25 protein-coding genes are annotated in these 24,916 nt (G+C 65.3%); 12 read left to right on the plus strand and 13 right to left on the minus strand.

Annotated features, from left to right (window positions below; all coding sequences use genetic code 11):
- Positions 1-106: 106 nt before the first annotated feature.
- On the minus strand, positions 107-1,549 hold the full coding sequence (gnd, locus tag NU1_RS08750) for an NADP-dependent phosphogluconate dehydrogenase (protein WP_067519232.1): 1,443 nt from the start codon (positions 1,547-1,549) through the stop codon (positions 107-109).
- A gap of 156 nt (positions 1,550-1,705) precedes the next feature.
- Entirely contained in the window at positions 1,706-1,840 is a 135-nt protein-coding gene (locus NU1_RS43755) for a DUF8730 family Cys-rich protein (protein WP_281221092.1), read from the minus strand.
- A 283-nt stretch (positions 1,841-2,123) separates the two neighbouring features.
- On the opposite strand from NU1_RS43755, the gene NU1_RS08755 reads away from it, so the two are divergent.
- Genes NU1_RS08755 through NU1_RS08770 form a run of 4 tightly spaced genes read left to right on the plus strand, consistent with a single transcriptional unit; the run spans position 2,124 to position 5,656 of the window.
- Positions 2,124-2,729 (plus strand): ABC transporter permease, encoded by a 606-nt coding sequence (locus NU1_RS08755; protein WP_067519307.1) that lies wholly within the window; start codon positions 2,124-2,126, stop codon positions 2,727-2,729.
- Positions 2,674-3,909: an ABC transporter ATP-binding protein gene (locus NU1_RS08760; RefSeq protein ID WP_084521109.1), complete on the plus strand. Its 1,236-nt coding sequence runs from the start codon at positions 2,674-2,676 to the stop codon at positions 3,907-3,909. The genes NU1_RS08755 and NU1_RS08760 overlap by 56 nt, the downstream gene beginning before the upstream one ends.
- Positions 3,906-4,664 carry an ABC transporter permease gene (locus tag NU1_RS08765; protein WP_067519236.1) on the plus strand — a complete coding sequence of 253 codons (759 nt, stop codon included), beginning with the start codon at positions 3,906-3,908 and terminating at the stop codon, positions 4,662-4,664. Before NU1_RS08760 ends, NU1_RS08765 begins: the two co-directional genes overlap by 4 nt.
- Entirely contained in the window at positions 4,661-5,656 is a 996-nt protein-coding gene (locus tag NU1_RS08770) for a glycine betaine ABC transporter substrate-binding protein (RefSeq protein ID WP_371859781.1), read from the plus strand. Before NU1_RS08765 ends, NU1_RS08770 begins: the two co-directional genes overlap by 4 nt.
- A 49-nt stretch (positions 5,657-5,705) precedes the next feature.
- Here NU1_RS08770 and NU1_RS08775 read toward each other — a convergent pair whose 3' ends face one another.
- Positions 5,706-6,269 carry a GNAT family N-acetyltransferase gene (locus NU1_RS08775; RefSeq protein WP_169815020.1) on the minus strand — a complete coding sequence of 188 codons (564 nt, stop codon included), beginning with the start codon at positions 6,267-6,269 and terminating at the stop codon, positions 5,706-5,708.
- 324 nt (positions 6,270-6,593) lie between these two features.
- On the opposite strand from NU1_RS08775, the gene NU1_RS08780 reads away from it, so the two are divergent.
- Both NU1_RS08780 and NU1_RS08785 read left to right on the plus strand, forming a co-directional pair.
- Positions 6,594-7,529 (plus strand): LysR family transcriptional regulator, encoded by a 936-nt coding sequence (locus NU1_RS08780; protein ID WP_067519238.1) that lies wholly within the window; start codon positions 6,594-6,596, stop codon positions 7,527-7,529.
- Between the two features lie 137 nt (positions 7,530-7,666).
- Positions 7,667-8,419 carry an SDR family oxidoreductase gene (locus tag NU1_RS08785; RefSeq protein WP_067519240.1) on the plus strand — a complete coding sequence of 251 codons (753 nt, stop codon included), beginning with the start codon at positions 7,667-7,669 and terminating at the stop codon, positions 8,417-8,419.
- Positions 8,420-8,534: 115 nt separating this feature from the next.
- Here the strand turns inward: NU1_RS08785 and NU1_RS08790 are convergent, their stop codons facing one another.
- Positions 8,535-9,785, minus strand: coding sequence for a cytochrome P450 family protein (locus NU1_RS08790; protein WP_067519242.1), 1,251 nt, complete (start codon positions 9,783-9,785; stop codon positions 8,535-8,537).
- A 30-nt stretch (positions 9,786-9,815) separates the two neighbouring features.
- A complete protein-coding gene (locus NU1_RS08795) occupies positions 9,816-11,081 on the minus strand; it encodes a cytochrome P450 family protein (protein ID WP_067519244.1) in 1,266 nt (421 codons plus the stop codon).
- A 615-nt stretch (positions 11,082-11,696) separates the two neighbouring features.
- On the opposite strand from NU1_RS08795, the gene NU1_RS08800 reads away from it, so the two are divergent.
- Complete coding sequence (locus NU1_RS08800; RefSeq protein ID WP_067519245.1) at positions 11,697-12,215, plus strand: TrmH family RNA methyltransferase; 519 nt, start codon at positions 11,697-11,699, stop codon at positions 12,213-12,215.
- 43 nt (positions 12,216-12,258) lie between these two features.
- Here NU1_RS08800 and NU1_RS08805 read toward each other — a convergent pair whose 3' ends face one another.
- The gene (locus tag NU1_RS08805; protein ID WP_067519247.1) at positions 12,259-12,858 is read right to left on the minus strand and encodes a TetR/AcrR family transcriptional regulator; all 600 of its coding nucleotides are present in this window, start codon (positions 12,856-12,858) and stop codon (positions 12,259-12,261) included.
- The gene (locus NU1_RS08810) at positions 12,855-14,459 is read right to left on the minus strand and encodes an FAD-binding oxidoreductase (protein WP_067519249.1); all 1,605 of its coding nucleotides are present in this window, start codon (positions 14,457-14,459) and stop codon (positions 12,855-12,857) included. Before NU1_RS08810 ends, NU1_RS08805 begins: the two co-directional genes overlap by 4 nt.
- A 206-nt stretch (positions 14,460-14,665) precedes the next feature.
- On the opposite strand from NU1_RS08810, the gene NU1_RS08815 reads away from it, so the two are divergent.
- Positions 14,666-15,553 (plus strand): bile acid:sodium symporter family protein, encoded by an 888-nt coding sequence (locus tag NU1_RS08815; protein WP_067519250.1) that lies wholly within the window; start codon positions 14,666-14,668, stop codon positions 15,551-15,553.
- 79 nt (positions 15,554-15,632) lie between these two features.
- On the opposite strand, the gene NU1_RS08820 is transcribed toward NU1_RS08815, so the two are convergent.
- Both NU1_RS08820 and NU1_RS08825 read right to left on the minus strand, forming a co-directional pair.
- Complete coding sequence (locus NU1_RS08820) at positions 15,633-16,835, minus strand: lipid-transfer protein (RefSeq protein ID WP_067519252.1); 1,203 nt, start codon at positions 16,833-16,835, stop codon at positions 15,633-15,635.
- Positions 16,828-17,274, minus strand: a complete 447-nt coding sequence (locus tag NU1_RS08825; RefSeq protein WP_307643344.1) for a Zn-ribbon domain-containing OB-fold protein — start codon at positions 17,272-17,274, stop codon at positions 16,828-16,830. The genes NU1_RS08820 and NU1_RS08825 overlap by 8 nt, the downstream gene beginning before the upstream one ends.
- A gap of 132 nt (positions 17,275-17,406) precedes the next feature.
- Here NU1_RS08825 and NU1_RS08830 point away from each other — a divergent pair, with 132 nt between their 5' ends.
- The 4 genes from NU1_RS08830 to NU1_RS08845 all read left to right on the plus strand — a co-directional run bounded on the left by NU1_RS08830 (position 17,407) and on the right by NU1_RS08845 (position 21,579).
- Positions 17,407-18,192: a GTP-binding protein gene (locus NU1_RS08830; RefSeq protein WP_067519255.1), complete on the plus strand. Its 786-nt coding sequence runs from the start codon at positions 17,407-17,409 to the stop codon at positions 18,190-18,192.
- A gap of 35 nt (positions 18,193-18,227) precedes the next feature.
- Positions 18,228-18,725 (plus strand): HIT family protein, encoded by a 498-nt coding sequence (locus NU1_RS08835; protein WP_067519257.1) that lies wholly within the window; start codon positions 18,228-18,230, stop codon positions 18,723-18,725.
- Between the two features lie 91 nt (positions 18,726-18,816).
- Positions 18,817-19,245: a nuclear transport factor 2 family protein gene (locus tag NU1_RS08840; protein WP_067519258.1), complete on the plus strand. Its 429-nt coding sequence runs from the start codon at positions 18,817-18,819 to the stop codon at positions 19,243-19,245.
- A gap of 723 nt (positions 19,246-19,968) precedes the next feature.
- A complete protein-coding gene (locus NU1_RS08845; protein ID WP_245720011.1) occupies positions 19,969-21,579 on the plus strand; it encodes an AMP-binding protein in 1,611 nt (536 codons plus the stop codon).
- On the opposite strand, the gene NU1_RS08850 is transcribed toward NU1_RS08845, so the two are convergent.
- The 4 genes from NU1_RS08850 to NU1_RS08865 form a co-directional block, all read right to left on the minus strand.
- Positions 21,534-22,040 (minus strand): hypothetical protein, encoded by a 507-nt coding sequence (locus NU1_RS08850; RefSeq protein ID WP_067519259.1) that lies wholly within the window; start codon positions 22,038-22,040, stop codon positions 21,534-21,536. The genes NU1_RS08845 and NU1_RS08850 overlap by 46 nt on opposite strands.
- Before the next feature lie 353 nt (positions 22,041-22,393).
- Entirely contained in the window at positions 22,394-22,840 is a 447-nt protein-coding gene (locus NU1_RS08855) for a hypothetical protein (RefSeq protein WP_067519261.1), read from the minus strand.
- On the minus strand, positions 22,841-23,245 hold the full coding sequence (locus tag NU1_RS08860; RefSeq protein WP_067519263.1) for a hypothetical protein: 405 nt from the start codon (positions 23,243-23,245) through the stop codon (positions 22,841-22,843).
- A gap of 266 nt (positions 23,246-23,511) precedes the next feature.
- Positions 23,512-24,879 carry a Fic family protein gene (locus tag NU1_RS08865; RefSeq protein ID WP_245720012.1) on the minus strand — a complete coding sequence of 456 codons (1,368 nt, stop codon included), beginning with the start codon at positions 24,877-24,879 and terminating at the stop codon, positions 23,512-23,514.
- Positions 24,880-24,916 lie beyond the last annotated feature (37 nt).

Below are 24,916 nucleotides of genomic sequence, written 5' to 3' on the forward strand. Positions count from 1 at the left end.
AAAAGCATGCCGGAATGACGACGAGCCTGCCGGACCGACGAGGAGCCTGCCGGAATGACACGGAGAGTGTGCCGGAATGACGAGGGGTGGGCTGCTGAGGTTCCGGCTACGCGGGGACTTCGCTGCGGTCGCCACTCCAGAGCGTGTGGTATTTGCCGTCGGCGTCGACGCGCTCGTAGGTGTGCGCGCCGAAGAAGTCACGCTGACCCTGGGTCAGGGCCGCGGGCAGGCGTTCGGCGCGCAGGGCGTCGTAGTACGACAGCGACGACGCGAACGCGGGCACCGGGATACCGAGCAGGGTGGCGGTGGACACGACGCGACGCCAGCTGTCGATGGCCGTTTCGATCGCCTCGCGGAAGTACGGGGCCAGAATCAGGCTCGGCAGCTCCGGATTCTCGGCGTAGGCGTCCTTGATGCGGTTGAGGAACCGCGCGCGAATGATGCAGCCGCCACGCCAGATGGTCGCCAGATCACCGGGATTGAGATCCCAATCGTATTCGGCGCTACCGGCCGCGATCTGATCGAAGCCCTGAGCGTAGGCGACCACCTTCGACGCGTAGAGCGCCTGACGGATGTCCTCGGTGAATTGCGCGACATCGGTGGGCTTATCGGCCAGGGTGCCCGACGCGAGGCCCACCGCGGCCTTGCGCTGGGCGCGCGACCCGGACAGGGCACGCGCGAACACCGCCTCGGCGATACCGGTCACCGGCACACCGAGATCGAGCGCGGACTTCACCGTCCAACGCCCGGTGCCCTTCTGTTCGGCGGCGTCGACAATGACATCGACGAGGGCCTTGCCGGTCTTGGCGTCGACCTGCTCGAGCACCTGCGCGGTGATCTCGACCAGGTAGCTCTCCAGATCGCCGGAATTCCACTGCGTGAACACGTCGGCGATCTGCTTGGCGTCGAAACCGAGCGCGTCGCGGAACAGGTGATAGGCCTCGCCGATGAGCTGCATATCGGCGTACTCGATACCGTTGTGCACCATCTTCACGAAGTGCCCGGACCCGTCGGGGCCGATATGGGTACAGCACGGGGTGCCGTCGACCTGCGCCGCGATCGATTCCAACAGCGGACCCAGCGACTCGTAGGACTCCTTCGGACCACCCGGCATGATGGCGGGACCGTTCAGCGCGCCCTCCTCACCACCGGAAATGCCCGCACCCACGAAGTTCAGTCCCCGCGCGGCCATCGCGGCCTCACGGCGGATGGTGTCGGTGTAGAGGGCGTTACCGCCGTCGATAATGATGTCGCCCGGCTCCATGACCGCGGCCAACTCCTCGATCACGGCATCGGTGGCGTCCCCGGCCTTGACCATGATCAGCACCCGACGGGGCTTCTCCAACGCGGCGACGAATTCCTCGACCGTTTCCGTCCGCACGAAATCGCCGTCACCGCCGTGCGCCTCGAGCAGTGCGTCGGTCTTACCGACGCTGCGGTTGTGCAACGCGACGGTGTACCCGTTCCTCGCGAAATTGCGGGCGATATTGCTGCCCATAACCGCCAGGCCGGTCACGCCGATCTGGGCGCGCGCTTGCGAGGTCGCCATGAAGAAGCCTCTCTGGTGTTCGACAGAAGTATTTGCGTTGCCGCACCGAACTGTGCGGCGGCATCCCGGAAAGCTTCCATGACGCCTGAACCTTTTCTACCCGCTCGGCTCCACCGACCGGAAACGGCTACCACCTATCGGAAGAGGTACCGCTGATCACTCGTCGCCGGACGCCGCGTGCCCGTCGCACCACTGCGCGGCCGGAATCTGCGCGCGAACGTCGTCGACGTGCTCGCCACAGCCGTCCCACGTCGTCTTCCCGCAGCTGGGGCAGTTGACCGGATAGCACATCAGAGTTCCTCCAGACGTCGTCGGTGATCGACGGCCCAGTGTACGGCGGTGCCACCTGGCCGTTTCCCGGCGCCGTCGGACCGACACGACTCTCCTCCTGGTCCACGGTCCAGGCCTGCCATTCGCGCCGCGCCCGAGTAACGCGCGATTACGGTGGGCCTTATCGAAAAAGGCCGGATGACAAGGGAACTGAACGTTATAATTCGCCTGGACGCCGACCAGTGGGGAGGTCAGGACACTGGACACCCTGTGGACCTTTGTCGTCGATCACCGCTATCAATTGATGACCGACAGCTACCTGCATGTGTCGGCGGTGGTCCAATCGATCCTGATCGCCACGCTCATCGCGGTGTGCGTCGGGATTCTGGTGCACCGCAGTCCGCTCGGCTCATCGGCCGCGACAGCCACCGCCAGCATTATTCTCACCATTCCGTCTTTCGCGCTGCTCGGCCTGCTGATTCCGGTACTGGGCCTGGGTGTGCCGCCGACCATTGTCGCGTTGGTGCTGTACGCACTGCTGCCGATTCTGCGCAACACCATTGTCGGGTTGTCGTCGGTGGATCCGGCGACCACCGATGCCGCGCGCGGAGTCGGTATGAACCGATTGCGCGTGCTGACCCGCATCGAACTGCCGCTGGCCTGGCCCGCGATTCTCGCCGGTATGCGGATCAGCACCCAGATGATCATGGGCATTCTCGCCATTGCCGCCTATGCCAAGGGCCCCGGACTGGGCAATCTCATCTTCGCCGGACTGTCCCGGGTGGGCAGCCCGAACGCGGTGCCGCGGGCGCTGACCGGCACGGTGCTGATCATCCTGCTGGCGCTGCTCCTAGATGCCATCCTCGTCCTCATTGGCCGACTCACCACACCCAGGGGTGTCCGTGACTGAACCCGAAACCCGCGAGGCGGCGGTCTCCGGCGTCGAGATCGTGCTCGACGCGGTGACCAAACGCTATCCGGGACACCAGGATCCGGCGGTGGACCGGGTCTCGATGACAATTCCGGCCGGCGAGATCGTGGTGTTGGTCGGACCGTCCGGCTGCGGTAAGACCACCACCATGCGGATGATCAACCGCCTGATCGAACCCAGTTCCGGCACCATCACCATCGACGGCCGCGATATCCTCGGCGAGAATCCGGACCGATTGCGCCGCACCATCGGCTATTCCATCCAGCAGGCCGGGCTGTTCCCGCATTTGACCGTCGCCAAGAACGTCGCCACCGTGCCCGGCCTGATCGGATGGGACCGTAAGCGAATCGCCGATCGCGTGGACGAAATGCTCGACCTGGTCGGCTTGGACCCCGGGGACTTCCGCGACCGCTATCCCCGCCAGCTCTCCGGCGGTCAACAGCAGCGCGTGGGCGTCGCCCGCGCCCTGGCCGCGGATCCGCCGGTATTGCTGATGGACGAACCGTTCGGCGCGGTGGACCCGATCACCCGCGGGCTGCTCCAGGACGAGCTACTGCGGTTGCAGGCCGATCTGCGCAAGACCATCGTCTTCGTCACCCACGATTTCAATGAGGCGGTGAAGCTCGGCGACCGAATCGCGGTGCTGGGCAATCAGTCCCGCATTCTGCAATATGACACTCCGGCGGCCGTCCTCGCCGAACCGGCGGATGACACGGTGGCCGGATTCGTGGGCGGGGACGCGGGTCTCAAACAGCTCACCCTCACCCGGGTCCGCGATGTACCGCGCGGTGAGTGCCCGGTCGCGTCGGAATCCGTACCCGTGGAACAGTTCCGGCGGACCATGACCGAATCCGATCGTGGCTGGGGACTGATTCTCGACGGGCAGCGCCGCCCCCTGCGCTGGGTCACGGTCGCGCAGCTCGCGAACGCGGCCTCGCTGCGCACGGTCGGGACGCCGGTGGGCGGCATCGTGGCCATGGAGTCGACATTGCAGGAAGCGCTGGAGAAGTTGCTGGTCGACAGCAATGCCAATGCCGTCGTTACCGGCCGTCGCGGTGAGTACGTGGGTCTGATCACCATCGACACCCTGGTCGCGCATCTCGCCGAGATGCGAAGTGCCCACGTGCGCACCGGTGTCGACGAGGACGCCGGACTATGACCACACCCACCCGGCATCCCGAGCGGCAGGCCGAACGCATCCGGCTGTTCGCCCAACCGGTGCTGGCCATCGCACTCAGCGTCGGCGTGCTGGTGTGGGCTTTCGCGCGCGACCTCACCGCCACCCAGCAGGCCAGTCTGAGCGCGGCCAATATCGCCACCGCCACCCGCCAGCATGTGCTGATCACGGTGACCGTGGTGGCGATTGTCATCGCCATCGCGGTCCCCCTCGGCACCATGCTCACCCGGCCCGGATTCCGGCGTCTCACACCACTTTTCATCGGTATCGCGAATATCGGTGCGGCCGCGCCCGCCATCGGTCTGATCGTGCTGTTCTATCTGATCACCCGCACCACCGGGTTCTGGATCGGGGTGGCCCCGATCGTGCTGTTATCGCTGTTGCCGGTACTGCGCAATACCATCCTCGGCTTCCAGCAGGTCGACCCGTCCGTTATCGACGCCGGGCGCGGTCAGGGCATGTCGGCTCTGACTCTGTTGCGCCGCATCGAGTTTCCGCTCGCCATCCCCTACATCCTCGCCGGTCTGCGCATATCGCTGGTGCTGGCCGTGGGCACGGCGACGCTGTCGTTCCTGGTGAGTGCCGGCGGGTTGGGAATCCTCATCGATACCGGCTACAAACTGCGCGATAACGTCACCCTCTGGGTGGGGGCGCTGCTCACCGTGGCGCTGGCACTGCTCATCGATTGGCTGGGTGCGCTGGCCGAACGGTATCTCGGACCGAGGGGGCTGCGGTGACCGGAGCGGTGACTCGAATTCGGCGCAGCTGTGCGGCTTTCGCTGCCACCGTCGGACTGCTCCTGGTGGCGGCCTGCGGGTTGGAGGCCGGTAGCGCGGTACCGCTGCGGGTGGAGCCCGGCAGTATCCGCCCGGTGCCGGAACTCGATGGCGTCCAGATCACGGTCGGGTCCAAGGATTTCACCGAGCAGGTGGTGCTCGGCTACCTCATCGAGTTCGCGCTCAGCGCCGCGGGCGCGCAGGTGCGCGATCTGACGAATATCGTCGGGTCCAATAGCCTCCGCGACGCGCAGATACATGGCCAGGTCGATATCGCCTACGACTACACCGGCACCGGCTGGATCAACTACCTGGGCAATGAATCCCCGATCCCCGGTACGGTCGAACAGTTCGAGGCGGTCCGCGACGCCGACCGCGACGCCCACGGAATGGTCTGGGCGGCAATGGCTCCCATGAACAACACCTATGCCATAGCGACCAGCGCGGCCACCGCCGGTGAGACCGGTGTGCGAACCCTGTCCGACTACGCCGCCCTGGTCAATTCCGATCCCGACGCCGCCGTTACCTGCGTCGGTACCGAATTCAGTGTCCGCCAAGACGGTTTCCCCGGGCTGATCGCCAAATACGGCATCGACCCCGACAAGGCCCGCAAGCGCATCGTCCAGGACGCTCTCGTCTACCAGTCCACCGCCGACGCCACCCAGTGCCGCTTCGGCTCCGTCGCCGCCACCGACGGCCGCATTCCAGCCCTGAATCTCCAGCTGCTCGAGGACGATCTCACCTTCTTCCCGAAATACAATGCGGCCCTGGTGATGCGCGAGGATTTCGCGAAGGCCAACCCACGGATCATCGAGATCATGACCCCGATCTCCGACCTTTTGACCAACGAATCCATTACCGAACTCAACCGCCAGGTCGACGTCGAGGGCCGCGAACCCGCCGAGGTCGCCCGCGACTGGCTCATCGCAGAGGGTTTCGTCACCAAGGGCTGACCAGCCGACCGGGAGATCGCCGAGTAGTCAGAGGTGGCGGGAAGGCACTTCACGGCCCGTATCGCATCAGCCAGTTGCGCGGCCCACCGTGCGGCAGGTCGATCGTGGCGATCACCTCGAAGCCGAATCGCTGGTAGTACGGGATGTTCTCGGGTTTCCCCGTCTCCAAATGGGCGGGCAGTCCGTCGGCCCGGCAACGGGACAGGCCGGAGTTCATCAGCGCTTCACCGTATCCGCGGCCGCGCACTTCCCCCGCGGTCGCGATCGCGAGCAGATGCCAGTGTGGTTCCGGCACATGGGAACTCCAGACCAGGTGCGCGGCGTCCACCGCCTGTCGAGTTCGCGAGCCGTACGCCCGCCACATTCCGATGCGATCACCGAGCGTCGCCTTGACCCGCATTCGAGGGGAAGCGATCCACAGCGCGCTGCCGACAATCTCGCCCGCGTCGTCGACGGCCAGATCGACACCGTCACTCGTCCCGCAGGATTCCCGAAAGGATCTCTCGAAGGAGATACGCAGCTGCTTCGACCGCGATTCCGGTCGGGGATGCATCCACCGGGCCTGCGGATCATCCTCGAAAGCCCGCGCCAGCATGCGCGATACCGCCCGCATATCGGCAGGGTCCCCATAGCGAACCGTCCGGCTCGCTGGGTCCCCGCCACCGTCAGCCATGAATCCCACTCCGCCCCAACCACACCCATCTCGACACCGCGATCCCACGAATATAGCCGCTGACTACATCCGATCGATCAGGGTGCGCCACCGGCCTCAGCGCCAGCAGAACGAAGGTGACGGCGAGAACCGGCCACGATCCGCGACCGAGGCAGTAATTATCCAGCTACCCGCTCGTCGGGGTTGCGGATAGCCGGGAGTCGTAGCCGACGAGGCCGGGCCCAAGGATCTGATCCGAGTTGTACCGACGGGTAGCATGCGCGCATGCTCAATCCCGCCGTGTCACCCGACGAGGAACCGCTGGATTCGCGGCGACTACAGCAATTCCTCTGCGTAGCAGAGCATTCCAGTTTCAGCCGAGCAGCCGACCAGCTCCATCTGAGCCAGCAGGCCTTGAGCAGTTCGGTCGCCAAGCTGGAAGCGCAGTTGGGGGTGCCGCTGTTCGACCGCACCGGTCGGCAGGTGCGGCTCACCGCGGCCGGGCAGGCGCTGTTCGATGGTGCGTCGGTGCTGCTGGCGGCCGGTCAGGTGCTGGCCCGGCAGGTCCGCGACGCCGCGGCCACGGAACGGCGGCCGTTTGTGGTCGCCCATACCCCGGCGGTAACGGCCGAGGAGGTACACGGCCTGCTCGGGCCGGTCCGCAGCCAGATGCCGGAGGTGTCGGTCACCGCCGTCCAGATGTTTCCGGGAGATCTCGAATCGGGCGTTCTCGACGGCACCGTCGACCTCGCGCTACGACGCGGAACGACGGCGCCCGCCACGCTGGCCGCCGCGGTCATCGCCTACCACCCCCTGCGCATCGCCGTCGCACGCGGCCATCACCTCGCCGCGCACCACACCATCGCCATCCGCGACCTGCGCGATGAGCGGATTGTCGTGTGGGCTCCGCCGGGTGCGTCGTTCTACACCGATTTCATTCTGAGCAACTGCCGCCGTGCGGGTTTCGAGCCCAGCCTGGTCGTGCCCCGGATTCAGGGTACGACGCCGACCAGCGCCGTCCTCGACCATCCCGATGCGGTCGCCTTCGTCACCGCGCCGTCCGGGGCCGCGCTGGGCGGTGCGGTGCACGTCATCGATATCACCGATCCGCCGCTGGCCCCGGTGCAGGCCATCTGGCTGCCGCACACTCGATCGGCCGTTCGCGACCTGCTCATCACGGGCGACAGCCACGCACGGTCGCACCGCCGCGTACCTGAATAGCGCGGGTCGATCAGCGCACCCTGGGCAAACAAACAGGATTTGTAGAAACACCAATAAATACTGTTTCACATTTGTGGAAGGCGGTCCTAACGTCGAATTCGGAAGATCTCCGATCTGAAGAGTTAGGGACTCGCATCATGAGCAACTTACTGGCAGGCAAGTCGGCGGTCGTGGCCGCGGGAGCCAAGAACCTGGGCGGCCTCATCAGCACCGGCCTCGCCGAGCGCGGCGCGAATGTGCTGGTGCACTTCAATAGCGCCAGCACCGAGGCCGACGCCGACAAAATCGTGGCTGCCGCCGAGAACGCTGGTGTCGAAGCGGTGAAGTTCCAGGCCGACCTGACCGTACCGGCGAATGTGCGGCAGCTGTTCGATACCGCCATCGAGGCCTTCGGGTCGGTGGATATCGCGGTCAACACGGTGGGTCAGGTGCTGCGCAAGCCGATTATCGAAACCACTGAGGCCGAGTACGACTCGATGTTCGACATCAACGCCAAGGCCGCCTTCTTCTTCCTCCAGGAAGCGGGTAGGCGGCTCAACGACGGCGGCAAGATCGTCACCGTTGTCACCTCGCTGCTCGCGGCGTTCACCGACGGTTACTCCACCTATGCGGGCGCCAAAGCACCGGTGGAGCACTTCACCCGCGCCGCGGCGAAAGAGTTCGCAACCCGCGGTATCTCGGTCAACAATGTCGCTCCCGGGCCGATGGACACCCCGTTCTTCTACCCGCAGGAAACCCCGGAGCGAGTCGAGTTCCACAAGTCCCAGGCGATGGGCGGCCGCTTGACCCGCATCGAGGACATTGCCCCGCTGGTGGAGTTCCTCATTACCGACGGCGGCTGGATCACCGGCCAAACCATTTTCGCGAACGGCGGCTACACCACCCGCTGATCCGGCGCGCCGGTGGTCGCCGCCGCATCGGCCGGATACTGCCGGTACCGCGCCTGTCCGCGATTCAGCGTGTCATTGACGCTGAATCGCGGACAGTGAGGTTGGTACTTCCTGGTCAGGCTCCGGTGGCCGGTCCACCGGTCAGGTACGCGGGCAGCCGCTGATGGCCATTGGAGATGAAGCTGGGCACGGCGCCCAGCTCCGAGGGATCGGCGGCCAGTCGCATATTCGGAAAGCGCTCGAAGAGTGCGGGCAATGCCACGTGGGCTTCGAGTCGAGCCAGTGGAGCGCCGAGGCACAGGTGCGCGCCGTATCCGAATGACAGGTGATCCTTGGACTTTCGGGTCACGTCGAAATCGTCCGCGGTGGAGCCGTGGATCTTCGGGTCGCGATTGGCGGCGGCGTAGCAGGCGAGGATGGGATCGCCCTTGGCGATGTGGACTCCGGCTATCTCGATATCGTCGACGGCGTAGCGCAGGGGCAGATGCGCGACGGGTGCCTCGTAGCGCAGGGTCTCCTCGACCACATCGGTCCAGGTCGCTCGATTCTCGGTGAGGGCCGCTCGCTGCTCCGGCCGGGTCAGTAGCAGGTAGATGGCCTGGTCGAGCAGGTTGACCGTGGTCTCGTGGCCAGCACTGATCACCAGCAGCAGGGTATCCACCAGTTCCTGCTCGGTGAGTTGGGAGCCGTCGTCGGCATCCCGGTGCGATACCAGCAGGCTGGTCATATCGTCGCCCGGGTTATCGCGCCGGTAGGCGACGAGTTCTCCCAGGATTCGGTACATCTCCATGTAATTCGCCTGCGACTGCTCGGGTGTCAGCGAGGTGTCGAAGATGCCGTCGACACAGCCGCGCAGGCCCGGATTCAGGCTCTCCGGTACGCCCATCAGTTCCGAGATCACCCGGATCGGCAGCGAGTACGCGAATTCCTCACGCAGATCGACGGATTCGCCCGCCGGTGTCTGTGCCAGCGTCGTCAGCAAGTCCTCGGTAATGCGCTCGATCTGCTCACGCATCGCATCCGTGCGGCGTTTCGTGAACGCGGGTGCGACCAGTTTGCGCAGCCGCTTGTGATCGGTGCCGTACGCGGTGAACATATTGGCCACCGCCACCCACGTGAAAAGTGGCCAATCCTGCGGGATCTCACCATTGATGAACTTCGGCCAGTGCTGCCGGGCATCCTTCGACACCCGGGAGTCGATCAGCAGCTCCTTGAGGATGGTGGCGTCGGTCACCGACCAGGCGCGCACGCCGCCGAGCAGCTCGACCGGTGTGATGGGTCCACGTTCGCGGATGCGCGCGGCCTCGCCTTGAATGTCTGCCCCCGTGGGGTCCAGGACAAGCGGGTTGGGAAGTGTCTCCGTCATGGGAGCTCCTATCTGACTGAACACCGAAAATCACATACGTAGTGGTGGGGTCGGCGGGAACGTCACCGGCAGTGACGACAGCGCACGGTGGAAAGGACCGGGCCGCCAAGACAATTCCTCCGCGGCTACCGCCAACCGAACCTCCGGCAGCGCATCCAGGAGTTGATCGATCACGTCCTGGGCGATCTGGTAGCCCAGCTCGCGCGCGGGGCAGGTGTGTGGGCCGATACTCCAGGACAGGTGGGAGCGGTTGCCGCTGACATCCGACGAGCGGACCGCCGGATCGTTGTTGCAGGCCGCCATGCTGATCAGCACCGGTTGATGGGCGGGCAGCCAGACATCATCGATGAGCATCGGCTGGCGCGGGTAGGTGATGCAGTAGTTGGCCAGCGGCGGGTTGGCGAAAAGCACCTCGTCCACGGCGTCGCGGGTAGAGAGGCTGCCGTCGAGTACATCGGCGGCGAACCGGGTGTCGGTCAGCATGAGCAGCAACGCATTCGACACCAGGTGCACCTGCGGCTCGATACCCGCGCCATAGAGGGTGACCAGCTGGTGGATCATCTCCTCGTCGCTCAGATCGCTGGAGTGCGCGATCAGTCGCGAGGTGATGTCGTCACCGGGTTCGGCACGTTTGCGGCGGGTGTGTTCTTTCAGCCCCGCCTCCAACATCCGGCTGCCCGCTTCGGCATTGACCGTATCGAACATGGCGGCCATCCCGGCCGCGACCTGCTCACCGATATCGGGGTCACACCCCAGCATGGCGTTGAGCGTCTGGAACACCACCGGGTACACGTATTGCTGGAGCAGATCGGCCTTTCCGTCACCGCAGAAGGAGTTGACCAACGGGATGGTGATCTGCTCCACCACGGTGTGCATGGCGTGCCGATCAACCGCACCGATGGCGAACAGGTTCGCCGACCGGTAACGCAGATGCTCGAAATCCGCGCTGCGCAACGCATTCGGCCGCCACTCCATCATCGGCAGCACCGGACTGTCGGCGGGCACATCCCGCTGCCAAATACGGGGATCGGCAGGGAAGTGACTGGGGTCGTTCAGAATCCGCAGCGCGGTCCGATACCCGACCACCAATGTCGCCGGCACACCCGGCGCGAGCTCCACCGGCGCAAGCGACCCGAAACGTTCCCGCATATCGGCGTACATATGGTGCGGGTCATCGGCGAACTGCTGCGTATATATAGCAATGCGCGGCCCGCCGCCATCGATCGGCGCGCCGTGCACGACGGGACAACCCCCGCCCGGCGACTGCGCTGTTCCAGGCGCCTGCGGTGCGCTCACAAATAATCTCCAACTGGTAGACGAAGACAACGTCGAGACACGGTCAGCAGCAGCGGGTTTCGCAACTCCCGGTCGCCCAATCCCCCCTCCGGACCCCGCCGCACTATCTCACCAGCTGAAATATGCTGCTTCAGAGCATATTTCAGGCAACAGCCCAGATGCTACCGATCCGAGCCCGCTATCGCACGCTAACCGCGGATCACGCGGGCGGCGCTACCGAGCCGCACGATCTCCCTCCGATACGTACCTGCCCGAGTGCCCGCCCCCACAGAAGTGACCGGCATCACCACGGTTCACCTGTCGCACTCGCGCCCGAATCCGGCTCTCACCTTGTGTCGGACATTCGCAACACCAGAGGAGAACAACAGATGACAGCCATGGAGCTGGCCCGATTCACCGTCGACCCGGACGATGCCGAGGCAATGCTGGCCGCGGCGAGGTTCAGGCGCACCGGGGGGTCTGCGCCGCCACCCGAGGCGGAAGCTATTCTTAACTCACACGGCCGGTCGACATGGTGACCGGCCACGTCGATGGCCCTGGTGCGCCGAGAAGCATCGCTGCAATGAAATTTGTTGTTTGCCAACGTTTCCCCGGGAAGGCTCTTCCCGTCCGCTCATGACGGCCGCGCGGGTGCGCACCCGGCCCGAACTTCGTACGCAACGCCGTCAGCGCTCGCATGGTTGCTGGAATCATTTGATCGCGGCACCGCTGTGGCCCAAGCACGGCGTCAATCTCGGCACACTGCTGCGGACCTGTGATGCGGTCGGGGCGTGCTTGGCGGTGCCGCGGCGACCATGGGTGCCGGAAGCACTCGATCGGGGAAATACGTTGCGGCACCGGCAGTGTGTGCACTGGGTCGACGGGCGGGTCGATCGCTGGTTGACCCGCCAGCGCGAGGGTGGGTCCGCGGTCGTCGGGGTGGAGCTCACCGATGAGTCGATCCGGCTCGCCGATCTGCCCGTTGCCCGCAAGCGAACCGTGATGGTGCTCGGGCACGAATCCACCGGCATTCCACCGGAGGGGCTGGAACTGCTCGATATGGCAGTCGAGATTCCCATGGTCGGGACCGGGCACAGTCTCAATGTCGCGGTCGCCGGGTCCCTGGTGCTCTACAAGCTCGCCGGATTGTGCTGATCGACGATTCGGCCGATTGCGCGAACGGCACTGCCGACCGAGATCAGGTCGGTCGGCGGAACGCGGTGAACAGCCGCAGACAGCGGTCCGTCATGTCCTGCGACGTCTGGTCCGGATGCTCGCCCCACCAGGAGATGGTGGTGGAGACAATGCTGTACCACACCGCCAGCAGTAGCGAATGATCGTCGGCCGCGGCTATTCCGGCGTCGGCGAGCACCGCCGCGACACCCTCGGCCCCCATCGCGTTGAGGGCGTCCTGGTAGTCCCGGGCGACGGTGAACGCCGTGCCCGGCCGGGGCAGGGTGGCGTCATAGATGATCTTCCAGTTCTGGGTGTGCCCATCGAGCGCGCCGAAGATGCCGGTCAGGGTCGCCAGCGCCCTGTCGTGTGCGCCGTGCGCGGCCTGCGCCGCGGCCACCGCGTCGACCAGTCGTCGGCCCGCACGGTGCACACACGCCGCGTGCAGACCATCGCGGGAACCGAAGTATGCGTAGATGAGCGGTTTGGAAACGCCTACGGCCGCGGCGATCTCAACGATGGACGCGTTCGCGTAGCCGCGGTCACCGAAGGTCGCGGTGGCGATGTCGAGGATCTGCTCCTCACGCCGCTCACGCGGAACCCCCTTGGTGCCCGGTCGGCTCATCGGGCCCGGACCGGATCGATCAGGACACCGGGGTTGAGGATGCCCGCCGGATCGAGCGCGGCTTTCGCGGCGACCAGCGCGGCCGCGAACGGCGCGGGCCGCTGCCGGTCGTACCAGAGGCGATGGTCCCGGCCGACGGCATGGTGGTGCGTGATGGTGCCGCCGGAGCTCACGAGCGCGTCCGATACCGCCGCTTTGATCTCGTCCCACTGGTCGACGGTGCTCCCCCACCGGCCGGCGGCATAGATACCGAAATACGGTGCGGGACCGTCCGGATACACGTGGGTGAAGCGGCAGGTCACCACGCCGGTGGCTCCGACGGATTCGAACGCCGCGCTCGCCGCGTCCGTCACGGCAGTCCGCAGCGCGTCGAAACGGTCCCAGGTGCAGGCGGTTTCGAAGGTCTCCACAATCATCGACTGCGCGGCCAGCGCATCGCGCTGATACGGCATGCGCAGGAACGAGGAGCGCCAGGTGTCGGCCGCCGCCGGTCGCACGGCCGAATCGGTGCCGCTGATCGCTTCGGGCACCTGCCCGCCGTGCTCGCGGCAGATCTCCACGGCCCGTGCCATCGACGCGTCCACCGGATGATCGGCCGATTCGAAGCCCAATACGAGTACCCCACCGACGGAACTGGTTCCGGCATTGATGAACGCCTCCACCGGATCCAGCAGGCGGCAGTTGGCCGGGAAAAGCCCCGATTGCGCGATGGCCCGGGTGGCGGCGACGGCCCGACCGTAGTCGTCGAACAGCACCGAAGCCCCCGCCCGCCAGCGCGGCCGTTCCCGCAAACGCATCCAGGCTTCGGTAATCACACCGAGAGTCCCCTCCGAGCCGAGGAACATGCGATCCGGGGAAGGTCCCGCGCCCGATCCCGGCAGCCGCCGCGACTGGCTGACCCCGCTCGGCGTCACCACGCGCAGGGATTCGACCATATCGTCGATATGGGTGTAGACGGTCGCGTAGTGGCCTCCGGCTCGCGTCGCCAACCATCCGCCGAGTGAGGAGAATTCGAAGGACTGCGGAAAATGTCGCAATGTCAGCTCGTGCGGACGTAGCGCGGATTCCAGTGCGGGACCGAGGATTCCGGCCTGGATATGGGCGGCGCGACTGGTGTGATCGATCTCCAGCACCTGATCCATTCGCCCCATGTCCAGTGCGATGGTTCCGGAATAGTGGGCACCGCATCGGGGTTCGACTCCGCCGACCACCGAGGTGCCGCCGCCGAACGGTACGGCCGCGACATCAGCCTCGGCGCACCAGTCCAATACGTCGGCCACATCCTGTTCGGTGCGCGGGCGCACGACCTGATCGGGCACGTGGTCGACGCGGCCGAGCAAGGCGCGCACGACATCCCGGAACGCCTGCCCGTGCCCGTGCACGATGCGATCGGCGCGATCCTCCGAGGCGAGGTGCCGCAGCGACGCGGGCAACCGAACCCGCACCGGGGGCACATCCAGGGCGGCGATATCGGGTGCCGCATGCACCGTCAGATCCGCGCCGGGCAACATCGCCCCCACCCGCTTTGTCAGCGCGGCCCGTTCCGGACCGGTGACCGCGTCCTCCTGATTGCCCCAACCCCACCACGACCTCGTCGCCATACGCTGCACTTTCTCGACCGCCGACTGAATTGACTCAATAGTAAATTACCGGCTGGTCAATTGATAGGCCATAGCCCCCATACGGACGGCCCCCTACCCGCGGATCGGCAACCGCGGGCCACCCTCTCTCCCGGCTCGCGCCCGCCCGCTGCGATGACTAACGTCGTCAGTTGGCCTGATTTGGGGGCGGTTGAGAGGAGATCCACATGGGTTCAACGCTTTTCGCGGTAATGCTGCCAATCGCCCTGGCGTTGATCATGTTCGGCCTCGGATTGACATTGACCGTCGATGATTTCGTACGGGTCCTGCGCTATCCCAAAGCGGCGGTGGTCGCCCTGGTATGCCAGATGCTGCTGCTCCCGGCAGTCTGCCTGGGACTGATCTACCTGTTCGGACTCAACGGTGCGCTTGCCGCCGGAATGATGCTGCTCGCGGCGTCCCCCGGCGGACCATCGGCAAACCTGTTCAGCCACATCGCCGGTGGCAATGTCGCCCTCAATATCACTCTCACAGCGGTGAACTCGGTGCTTGCGGTGTTCACCATGCCCGTGGTTGTGGCACTCTCGTTCGCGCTGTTCCTGGACGACTCCGAATCAATCGGCCTACGCCCCGATAAGTTCGCCCAGGTTTTCGCCATCGTCCTGATCCCGGTCGCGGTGGGCATGTACATCCACCATCGCTTTACCGCTTGGTCCGAACGCATGCGCGGCAACGTGAAAATCCTGTCGATCGCGGTCCTGATCCTGGTGGTCACCGCCGCCGTAGCCAAGAATTTCGACATCCTCACCGAGAACATCGGCAAACTGGCCTCGATCTGCCTCCTGTTCGCCGTAATAAGCCTCACCGTAGGCTATTTCGCTCCACGGCTCTTCAACGTAGACACCGACCAAGCCATCGCCTCGGCCATGGAAATCGGCATCCACAACGGCGCGATCGCCATCGCCGTAGCCGCCTCGGTCCTGCACAACGACGCCATGGCAGTCCCCGGCGCCGTCTACGGCGTCCTGATGAACCTCCCCGCCGCCGCGGCCGCCTACCTCTTCGCCCGCCGCAACCAGACTGCCCCGCAACAGAGCATGACGGGCACCGCCTGACGCGCCCCGGCTTCGCCGACACACGAAAACCCGGGCATAGCCCGGGTTTTCGGTGAGCGGACCTGGGTGGACCCCTGGGTCAGCGGGTGACGATGGTCGCCGAGCCGTGGCCGAAGAGGCCTTGGTTCACCGCGATGCCCGCGCGGGCGTTCTCCACTTGGCGGCCGTCGGCTCGACCGCGCAGCTGCCAGGTGAGTTCGCAGATCTGGGCGATCGCCTGGGCGGGGATCGCTTCGCCGAAGCAGGCCAGGCCACCGCTCGGGTTCACCGGAATACGACCGCCCAATGTTGTCGCACCGCTGCGCAGTAGCTGCTCCGCACCGCCCGTTTCGCAGAGGCCGATGTCCTCGTACCAATCCAATTCGAGAGCGGTGGAGAGGTCATAGACCTCCGCGAACGACAGATCCTCGGGTCCGAGTCCGGCCTCTTCGTACGCGGCGTGCGCGATGGCGGAACGGAAGGTTTGTGGCGGGGCCTCGACGGCCACGGCGGAGTCCGTCGCGAAATCCGGGAGGTCGAGCACGGTTTTCGGAAAAGTCGGCGTGACCGTCGACAGTGCCTTGATGCGGACCGGGTCGGCGATGCCGTGGCGACGGGCATAGTCCATCGATGTCAACACCAGTGCGGCACCGCCGTCGCTGGTCGCGCAGATGTCGAGCAACCGCAACGGGTCCGAGACGATCGCCGAGGCGGCGATCTCGTCGACCGAAACTTCCTTGCGGTAGCGAGCATTCGGGTTGTTGAGGCCGTGCCGGGCGTTCTTCACCTTGACCGCGGCGAAATCGTCGAGGGTGGCGCCGTGCAAGGCCATTCGGCGGCGCGCGTAGAGCGCGAAATAGATGGGGTTGGTTGCGCCGAGCAGATGGAAGCGCAACCAGTCCGGGTCGTCGCGGCGCTCACCACCGACCGGTTGGAAGAAGCCCTTCGGGGTGGTATCGGCGCCCACCACCAGAGCCACATCACACAATCCGGCCAAGATCTGGGCGCGGGCATTGGCGATGGCCTGTGCACCGGAGGCGCAGGCGGCGTAGCTGCTCGAGATCCGCGCACCCGACCAACCCAGCGCCTGGGCGAATGTCGCGCCCGAGACGAATCCGGGATAACCGTTGCGGATGGTGTCCGCACCCGCGATGTAACCGACGTCGAGGTGGTTCACACCGGCATCGGCCAGCGCCGCACGCGCGGCCACCAGGCCGTATTCGACGAAATTGCGCCCCCACTTACCCCACGGGTGCATACCCGCGCCGAGGACGGCGATATCGCGATCATTCGTATCAGTCATTGACCGGCCTCCACATCCACACCGTGTGCTCCGCCTCGTCGTCCTCGTACAGCGTGCCGACGGTCAATTCGACCGGCATGCCGACGGCCAGGTCGTCGGTGGTGAGGCCGCGTACGACCTGCCCGAGAATCACCATCTTCTCGACCTCGAGCTCTACCGCCGCAACGACATACGGCACGAATGGATCGGGCGAGACATACGGCGCGGGGGGTTTGTAGCGAGCGTCCGCGTACGACCAGATCCGGCCACGCGTGGAAAACAGGTAATCGACCAGCTCGGAGCCGTCGTGCGGCCCCGAGCACTGCGGGTTGCGACAGGCCAGCATGTTCCGTGGGAAGTACGGTGTGCCGCAATCATTGCAGCGGGTCCCCTGGAGACGCACCGCGCCATCGTCCACGGTGAACCAGTCCGCCACGGCAGGGCGTTGTTCTTTCTGCACAGGGCCGACGGTATAGGAACACGTTCTACTTTGGGGCGGAATTCGACTCCGGCGATGCGCGCGTGGAGGTACGGTGAGTGCTGATTGAGGATGCGTCGACCTCCTCGAGTCGATCTGGAGTACCACAACGCGATGGGCACCAAAGCCATTGATCCGCAGACGATCCGCAATGTCACGATTATCGGGGATCCCGACGAGACGGCGCGGATCGCCCACCGTCTGCTCCGCCGCGGCGGCACGACCGGGTCCGGCCGCCAGTCCCATGTTCACTGGACAGCGGGCCGTGTCGAACACACGATTCGCGTCACCGAACTGTCGAGCCACGCACCGATCCCGGACCTGGTGCGATCGATCCGAGTAGCCGATGGCGTGATCGCGCTCGCGAACGCCGCGGTGCGCAGCGACCCGCGACTCGAGACGCTCTTGCGCATTGCCGACGACCACCAGGTCGCCCGCATATGTCTGATCCACGGACTCGATCAACCGGCCGCCGACCACGACCGCTGCGTCCGAACGATCACCGACACCCGCGGAGCGGTGCCATTGCGGCTCCATCTCCCGCTCGGCACCGGCACCCAGTTCCAGGGTGTCATCGACCTGGTCTCGATGTGGGCGCTCGAACCGATGGGTGTCGAGTTCTACGGCAGTTATTGGAAGGTCGCCGAAGACTGCTATCGAACTCTCGCCCAGGCGGTCATGGAGCAGGAGGCCATGGACAGCTCCCGCAGCCCGCGACAGATCCCTCCGGATGAGTTGCATCACCGTATCCGCAGCCTCACCCGCATCGGCGACATTGTCCCCGTGCTGTGTAGCGCGGCCCCCAGAAGCGATGACATCGCCCCACTCCTGGACGCGATCGTCCGCTATCTCCCGTCGCCCATGGACGTCTGCCAACCGGAACACGCCCTCGACTACTGATGAACGTGATCGGCGCACAGCAGAAATGAGGAAGCATGTCCGCTCCCGACCCCGCCTCGGCGATCATCGACTTCCGGACCGACCCGATCGGGGCGGCCCGGCAGGGCACCAACCCGACAGTGCTGTGCCGAATGCGAAGCGGCTGGGCGGTCATCGGTAACACCCAACACCTGCCGGGATACTGCGTGCTGCTGTACGACGGCACCGCAGACCAGCTCACCGACCTGCCACGCCCCGACCGGGTCACCTTCATGCACGACATGGTCCTGCTCGGCGAGGCCGTCGAACGCGCCTGCCGCGCAGCGGATCCCGCCTTCTCCCGCATCAACTACGAGGTCCTCGGGAACCTGTGGCCGCACCTACACGGACACATCCACGCCCGCTACCAGTGGGAGCCCGACAATCTACGCATCGGTCCCGTCGATCTGTACGGCCGCGACCGCGAGGCTCCCGAGCATCTACTCAGCGCCAGACATGACAGCTTGCGCGACGCCATTGCCTCAGCATTGCGGGAGATCCTCGCCGAGGAATAAGGCGCACGACGTCCCTGACAGCCCCGCCCGCGTTCGAACCTCGCCGAATCGCGCCCTAGCCGATATAGAAGGAACGCTCTAATATGGTGGCATGAGCAATCGTGACGTAGTCGAGAAGTTCTATCGAGCAACCCAATCCGGTGACGGCACAGCCCTCCTCATGACGCTGCATCCAGATTTCGAAGGACACGTGGCACCCGGCCTCCCCGCCGTCACCGGCACGGTGTTCCACGGCCCCCAAGCCGCCCTGGCAGGCATCTGGATGCCGGTAGCGCAGGCATTCGATATCGCGCCACACGCCGAGGAATGGTTCGAGTCACCCGGCGACGTCGTCATCGTGACAGGCCGATACCGAGGCACCGAACGTTCGACGAACCGCCCCGTGGAGGCCGAATTCGCTCATATCTGGCGGATCACAGAGGGCAAACTCGCACACCTGCACCAGTTCACGGACACGTGGTGCTGGCGGACCGAACAGGCGAGCGGACTGAGCGGTTCTGCCTCAACGGCCACTCGCTGACGGCGTCCAGCGATCTCTTACCGGGTACCAACAGTTCGAACTGCACGGGCTCAACCATCCGAGTTTTCGTCCTCGATACGGTGGCGCTGCGCAGAGTCGCAAGGTTGGTGTCCGGGCTGAGCACTCCCGACCGGCCGGAACACCATTTCCGGTATGACCCGGCCAAGCCGGACGCCTATGTCGTCACCACGTTGGCCTGGCTCGGCGATCCGTCGGCCGAGCCCTACGCGCGGCACGTCCTCGCGGACCTCGCCGGAGCTGCATCCGCCTGTCCCCGCCGAATCGCCTCGGCGAACCTGGATTTGGGCTTGGCCTTGGTCGCCGCCGACAAGCCGGACGAAACGGCGGATGTGGCGCTCGCAGCGGTCACGTCGAGGCGCCTGGTCCCGTCGAATTACTGGCGCGTGGCCGAGGTCGCGCCTCGCCACTTTGTCCGTCCCTTGTGGGGCGCTGGCCTGAGACCCGATACCCCCTTCGTATCAGGTCTCAGACCAGCTCGGGAAGAATTCGGGACGCTTCATTGGGCTCCGAATCCACCTGGTCACTGGGCCCGGAGGTCAGCTCGCTTTTGACGATCATTTTTGATCGCGGAGGGTAGTAAATCACATCGCAGGGGACGAGGGGAAGGCCCGTTCTGCTCGGAAGACGCTGTGGCAGAGTCTGTGTCGGCTCGACCGGCAAGGGCCGCGACGCGGTTCTCACGGACCGAACTCACAGTCACAAATGATCGCTGTGGTGGCAGACTTCCCGGATATGACCGATGATTCGCCGAAATTCCCTGCCGTCGTCTGTGGTGCCCGCACACGCACCCAACCCGAAGTCCTGCTGCGCGCGGGGCGGCTCGGGTCGGCGATCCTGGCCACCGGAATCGACCGTGGCGACAAATGCGTGATCATGGCGCGCAACGACATCGAGTTCCTCGAAGTCTCGGTCGGAATCGCCGCCACCGGGGGCAACCCACTGCCGATCAACACCCGTTGGACCGCAGTCGAAGCCGCGTACGTCCTCACCGACGCGAAAGTGCGTCTGATCTTCGCGCACACCGAATTCGTGCCCGTCATCGAGACCGCGCGTGAACTCGCGGGCAGCCAGGCTCGCATTGTCGAAATCCCCATGGTCCCTGAGCTTCTCGATGAGGGTGGATGGGATCCGGCCTTGGCCCGACCCACTGACCGCCACGACTCGCTCGAGGACTGGATCGCCGCGCATCCCGAACCCGTCGGCCATATCGAAGGTGCGATCTCCGATTCCATGGGCGTCATCTACACCTCCGGCACCACCGGCAAACCCAAAGGTATTGCGCGCGAGCAGATGACACCGCACCAGCTGCTGAGCATCGCGGGTGCGACCGCCCAGCGCATGGGCCTGGCACCCGGTGTGCCGATGCTGGTCGCCGGACCGCTCTACCACTCCTCCCCCAATGCCGTTGCCGTGCTCGGATTGCGCATGGGCGCCAACATTGTGATCATGCCCAAATGGGACGCGCGAAAGTTCCTGCGGTTGGTCGACACTCACCGCATCCAGCAGGTAAAGATCGTGCCCACCATGGTCTCTCGCATCCTGAGCGTGCCCGCGCACGAACGCGCAACCTACGACCTGTCGAGCCTGACCCACGTCATCCACTCGGCCGCGCCGTGTCCGCCCGCCCTCAAGCGGGCCGCCATCGACCTGTTCGGCGATGCCCTGTGGGAGTTCTACGGGTGTAGCGAAGCGGGCACCGTCACCTGGATCAGCGCCGCGGAATGGCTCGACCACCCCCACAGCGTCGGCCGACCAGCGGACGGCTCGGCCGTCCTCATCGGCGACGAGCACGGCAAGCCGCTACCCGCGGGAGAGATCGGACGGGTCTGGGTACGCGGCGCGGACTACTGGCCGCGGTTCGAATACCTCAACCAGGGTGCACCGCAATCCCCGGTCGAGGGCATGCTGTGGGTCGGCGATCTCGGCTATCTCGACGACGATGGCTTTCTGTACCTGACCGGCCGGGACGCCGAGGTAGTGATCCGAGGCGGAGTGAACATCTACCCCGCCGAAATCGAGAACGCCATCGCCGCACTCGATGCCGTCGAGGACGTCGCCGTATTCGGCATTCCCGACGCCGGTGACCTGGGCGAAATCGTAGTCGCGCACATCCTGCCCCGCCCCGGTACGATCGTCACCGAAAGCGATGTGCGCGAAACCCTTTCCGAGCAGCTCGCGGACTACAAGGTGCCCTCCCGCATCGAGATCGTCGACTCCATGCCCCGCGATGACAGCGGCAAGATCTACAAGGGGCAGCTCCGAACCCGCTACGCCGCAGAGGTATCCGTCGAATCGGGTGCCGGGTTGCAGTGACGTTCGTCGTCGGCGCGGCGGGCCAGGGCATACGTTCGATTCTCCCGAGCCCGCCGCACCGCGTCGCGCACCTGCCCGCTCAGCAACCCACCCACGACCAGGGCCAGCGCCGTCATGGCCGTGGCCACGCTGACCGGCGACTGCAATGGAATCGCGTCCCCGGTAATGAAACGTACCGCGACGCCGGCGACCTTCCAGATCGCCCATCCCACTCCGGCCAGGCACCCGGTGACGGTGCACCAGCGCACCAAACCCCGCTGGAAACGAAACACGAATGTCCCCAGCGCCCCCAATGGCAGACCGAGCCACGCGGCGAAAACCAACTGATAGACCACGACCCGTACATCGCCGCCGTAGGCGTTGAGAAAGTCATTGCTGGGCGGCAGATCCAGACCGGGCAGCCACATCACCGTGCGCAGCACCACCGCACTGAGCACCGCCGCGCAGCCCAGCAGCGGCAACGGCCTGCGCGTCCTGGCCCCGACGTGCTGCGCCCCCCACGATGGTCAGTAGCAATGCCAGCACCGCAGCCCCTGCGACCACTGCGAAAGTCGCCGCCCACACTCGCTCATCGGTGGTCAGCGGCTCGCGCACCCCGGCCACGCCCAGTGGCGCGAAGGTCCGCAAACACAATGCGTAGGAAGCGATTCCGACCCCGAGTAGCTGCTGGGTAGGGCGCGCCCGCCACATCCCCCGACCGAACAACACCGTCCCGACCCCGAATCCGAGCCACGACACGCCCGAAACCCATTGCGCGCCCATCGGTTATGCGATCCCTTGGTCTATAGAAGTCGGCTCCGAACAACGAGCAGGACTACCAAGCGCGGACGCCGAACGCCTCGGCCAGCCCGCGCGCGGCCGACGGAACCGCCGCCGCACTGTCCGCGCGCTGCCGCTTGATCTCCAAACCGACCTTGCGCGCGAACCGCTCGCAGCAGGCTTCTCGAAACCTCGATCGCACTGTCGTCCGGTAGCCGTTCAGCTGCTGCGTACAGGAGTGTCCACGCATCAGATGCCACAACTCATGAGCGAAAATATGAACCTGGAACTCCTCGGTCGCATCCGCGGGCACCAGAATGACCCCGCGGTTGCCATCGCGCACCACCATCCCGGTCAGCGGCGTGCCGCGACGCACCTTCGCGAGCATGAACAACCGAATCCCCAGCTCGTCCGACGCACGTTCCAGCAGACCGGTCATGGTGTACGGATCGGGCACCAGGCGCGCCACGATGTCGTCCATCCGAATCCACTGAAGGTCCATCTATCTCCGCCGCCCCGCTTCTTCGTCTCTGAGCACCTGCCGCGCGATATCCATCAACTCGCGCAACTCCGCATGTGCCTCAGGGGTCAAATCTCCCGTCGCCCGCAGGCCCGCCAACTGTAACTTCGACTCGCGCAGTACCGCAGCCATCTCGTCATCGGTATTCGCGGAGAAATATCCGAACGGCTTGCCGAAGAACAACGCGATGGCCTCGAGCACCCTGCCATCGACCTTCCGAACCTTGCCCGCCCGAATCCGATAGATGTACTGCCGGTCGATATCTCGGCCGGTCTCGCCCGCCACGAACGCCGCCACCTCGATCGTGGCCGAGCGGCTCCCCCGAGGCCAACGCTCCAGAAACAGAGCATCAACCTTCTCGGCCAGCGTCCTGTCGTCGCGCCTCACTCGACTTCCCCCTCAGCGATCTCTGCTGTTTCGCCTCGCACCGCACCAGTTTGACACCGGCCCAGAGGCTTTGAACAACTCACCGCGACACACAACCACCGCTAGCTCGAGCTTAGTGTGATCCGAATACTCGACTCAGGTGCGCAACGAGAGGTCGGCAGCTCGAATGATGTCGTCGGGCCGCTGTATAAACGCTGCACGGGCCATTGTCCAGTCCGGCTGTCGAATGCAACGTGGGGAACCTCAGTGAGGCCAACAGACCTCGGCTAGACCCCGTAGGGGCTGTCGAGGGTGGTGGGGGTTCCGGCGACTTCCAACACGTCCACTGGGTAGCGCGGTCCGGCGGTGTAGAAACGGGCTCGGGTACGGCCGACCGGCTCGAGTACCCCGAGTGCGACGAGGTCGCGTAGATCGCGTTGTGCCTGTTGAAGACTCAGCCCTTCGGCTTGTTCGTAGCGGGTGCGGCGGACGCGGCCGGACATCGCGACATCATGCAGTGCGCTGACAACTCTTTCGTCCAGGCGGATGCCCGCGACGTACTCGTCGAGCAGCGCCCATACCGTGCCGGACCGAACCCAACGCGCGTGCACGGTTTGGGCTTGCTGATGGTAGGCGGTCAGGTTGAACCGAACCCATTCGGACACATCCTGATCCGGCCGATATGTGCTCCCCCGCCGACCGAGCACCTGGTAGTACTCCCATGTGTTACCCGGCCTACCCAGCCATCCTTCGATGGATGAAAATTCGGGCGCGAGAACACCTTCCCGCGCGATCATCAGTGTTTGCAGTGATCGAGACATGCGTCCGTTGCCGTCCGCCCAGGGATGGATAGCGACGAGGTGCAGGTGCGCCATCGCCGCGCGAACGAGCGGATGCGTGCCGTCGTCGGCATTGAGCCAATCGACGAGTTCTTCCATCAGCGCCGGCACTCGATCAACCTCGGGGGCGGTATAGGCGGCGATACTCGGGTCGCGGGCATCGGTCACGTACACCGGGCCTGCGCGCCACTGCCCGGCCGGGCGCCGCTCGGTGTGCCGATGCCCTTGCAGCATCCAATGCAGTGCGTTCAGGAATCCCTTGCTGTAGTCGAAATCTTCTACAGCATGCAGCGTTTGAATGTAAGTCATCATCCGCTCATAGGCGAGGGTCTCGGCCTTGTTCTCCTCGGAGACCTCGACGTCCCGTTCACCGGCGATCAGATCCTCCACATCGACCGTCGACACCCTGAAGCCCTCGATGGAGTTCGACGCAGACACGGCGTCCGCGGTGAGGAACTTGCGCAGCCCACCTGCCCGTTTGCCAGGTTTGGCCTGAAGTTCGTGGCGCAAGTCGGCCCGCATACGGTCCACGTCGGCGAGGACACGGAGATCGTCTGCAGTCAGTTCAGGCGTCGGGAAGAGCATGCCACCACAATAATGTGACATAATCATTACGTCAGACCGGCTTGGCGCGCCCCGCCCAACGGACATTTCTGACAGGACCTTGGCATCTGCGGCATCACTGCGTGGATCATCCATTGCCCGAATCCAACAAGAACGGCTCGACACCGACCGCGCCAATTCCAGGATCTGCTCTGCGTTGCGGTTGACCGCAGTACAGAGACGCTCGCCGGTACGTCTGACGACCTGCTCCACGGGGCTCCGCGAATTCGCCCACGAGGCAAAGAAAACC

It is taken from the genome of Nocardia uniformis NBRC 13702 (genome assembly GCF_001613345.1).
GTDB classification, from domain to species: domain Bacteria; phylum Actinomycetota; class Actinomycetes; order Mycobacteriales; family Mycobacteriaceae; genus Nocardia; species Nocardia uniformis.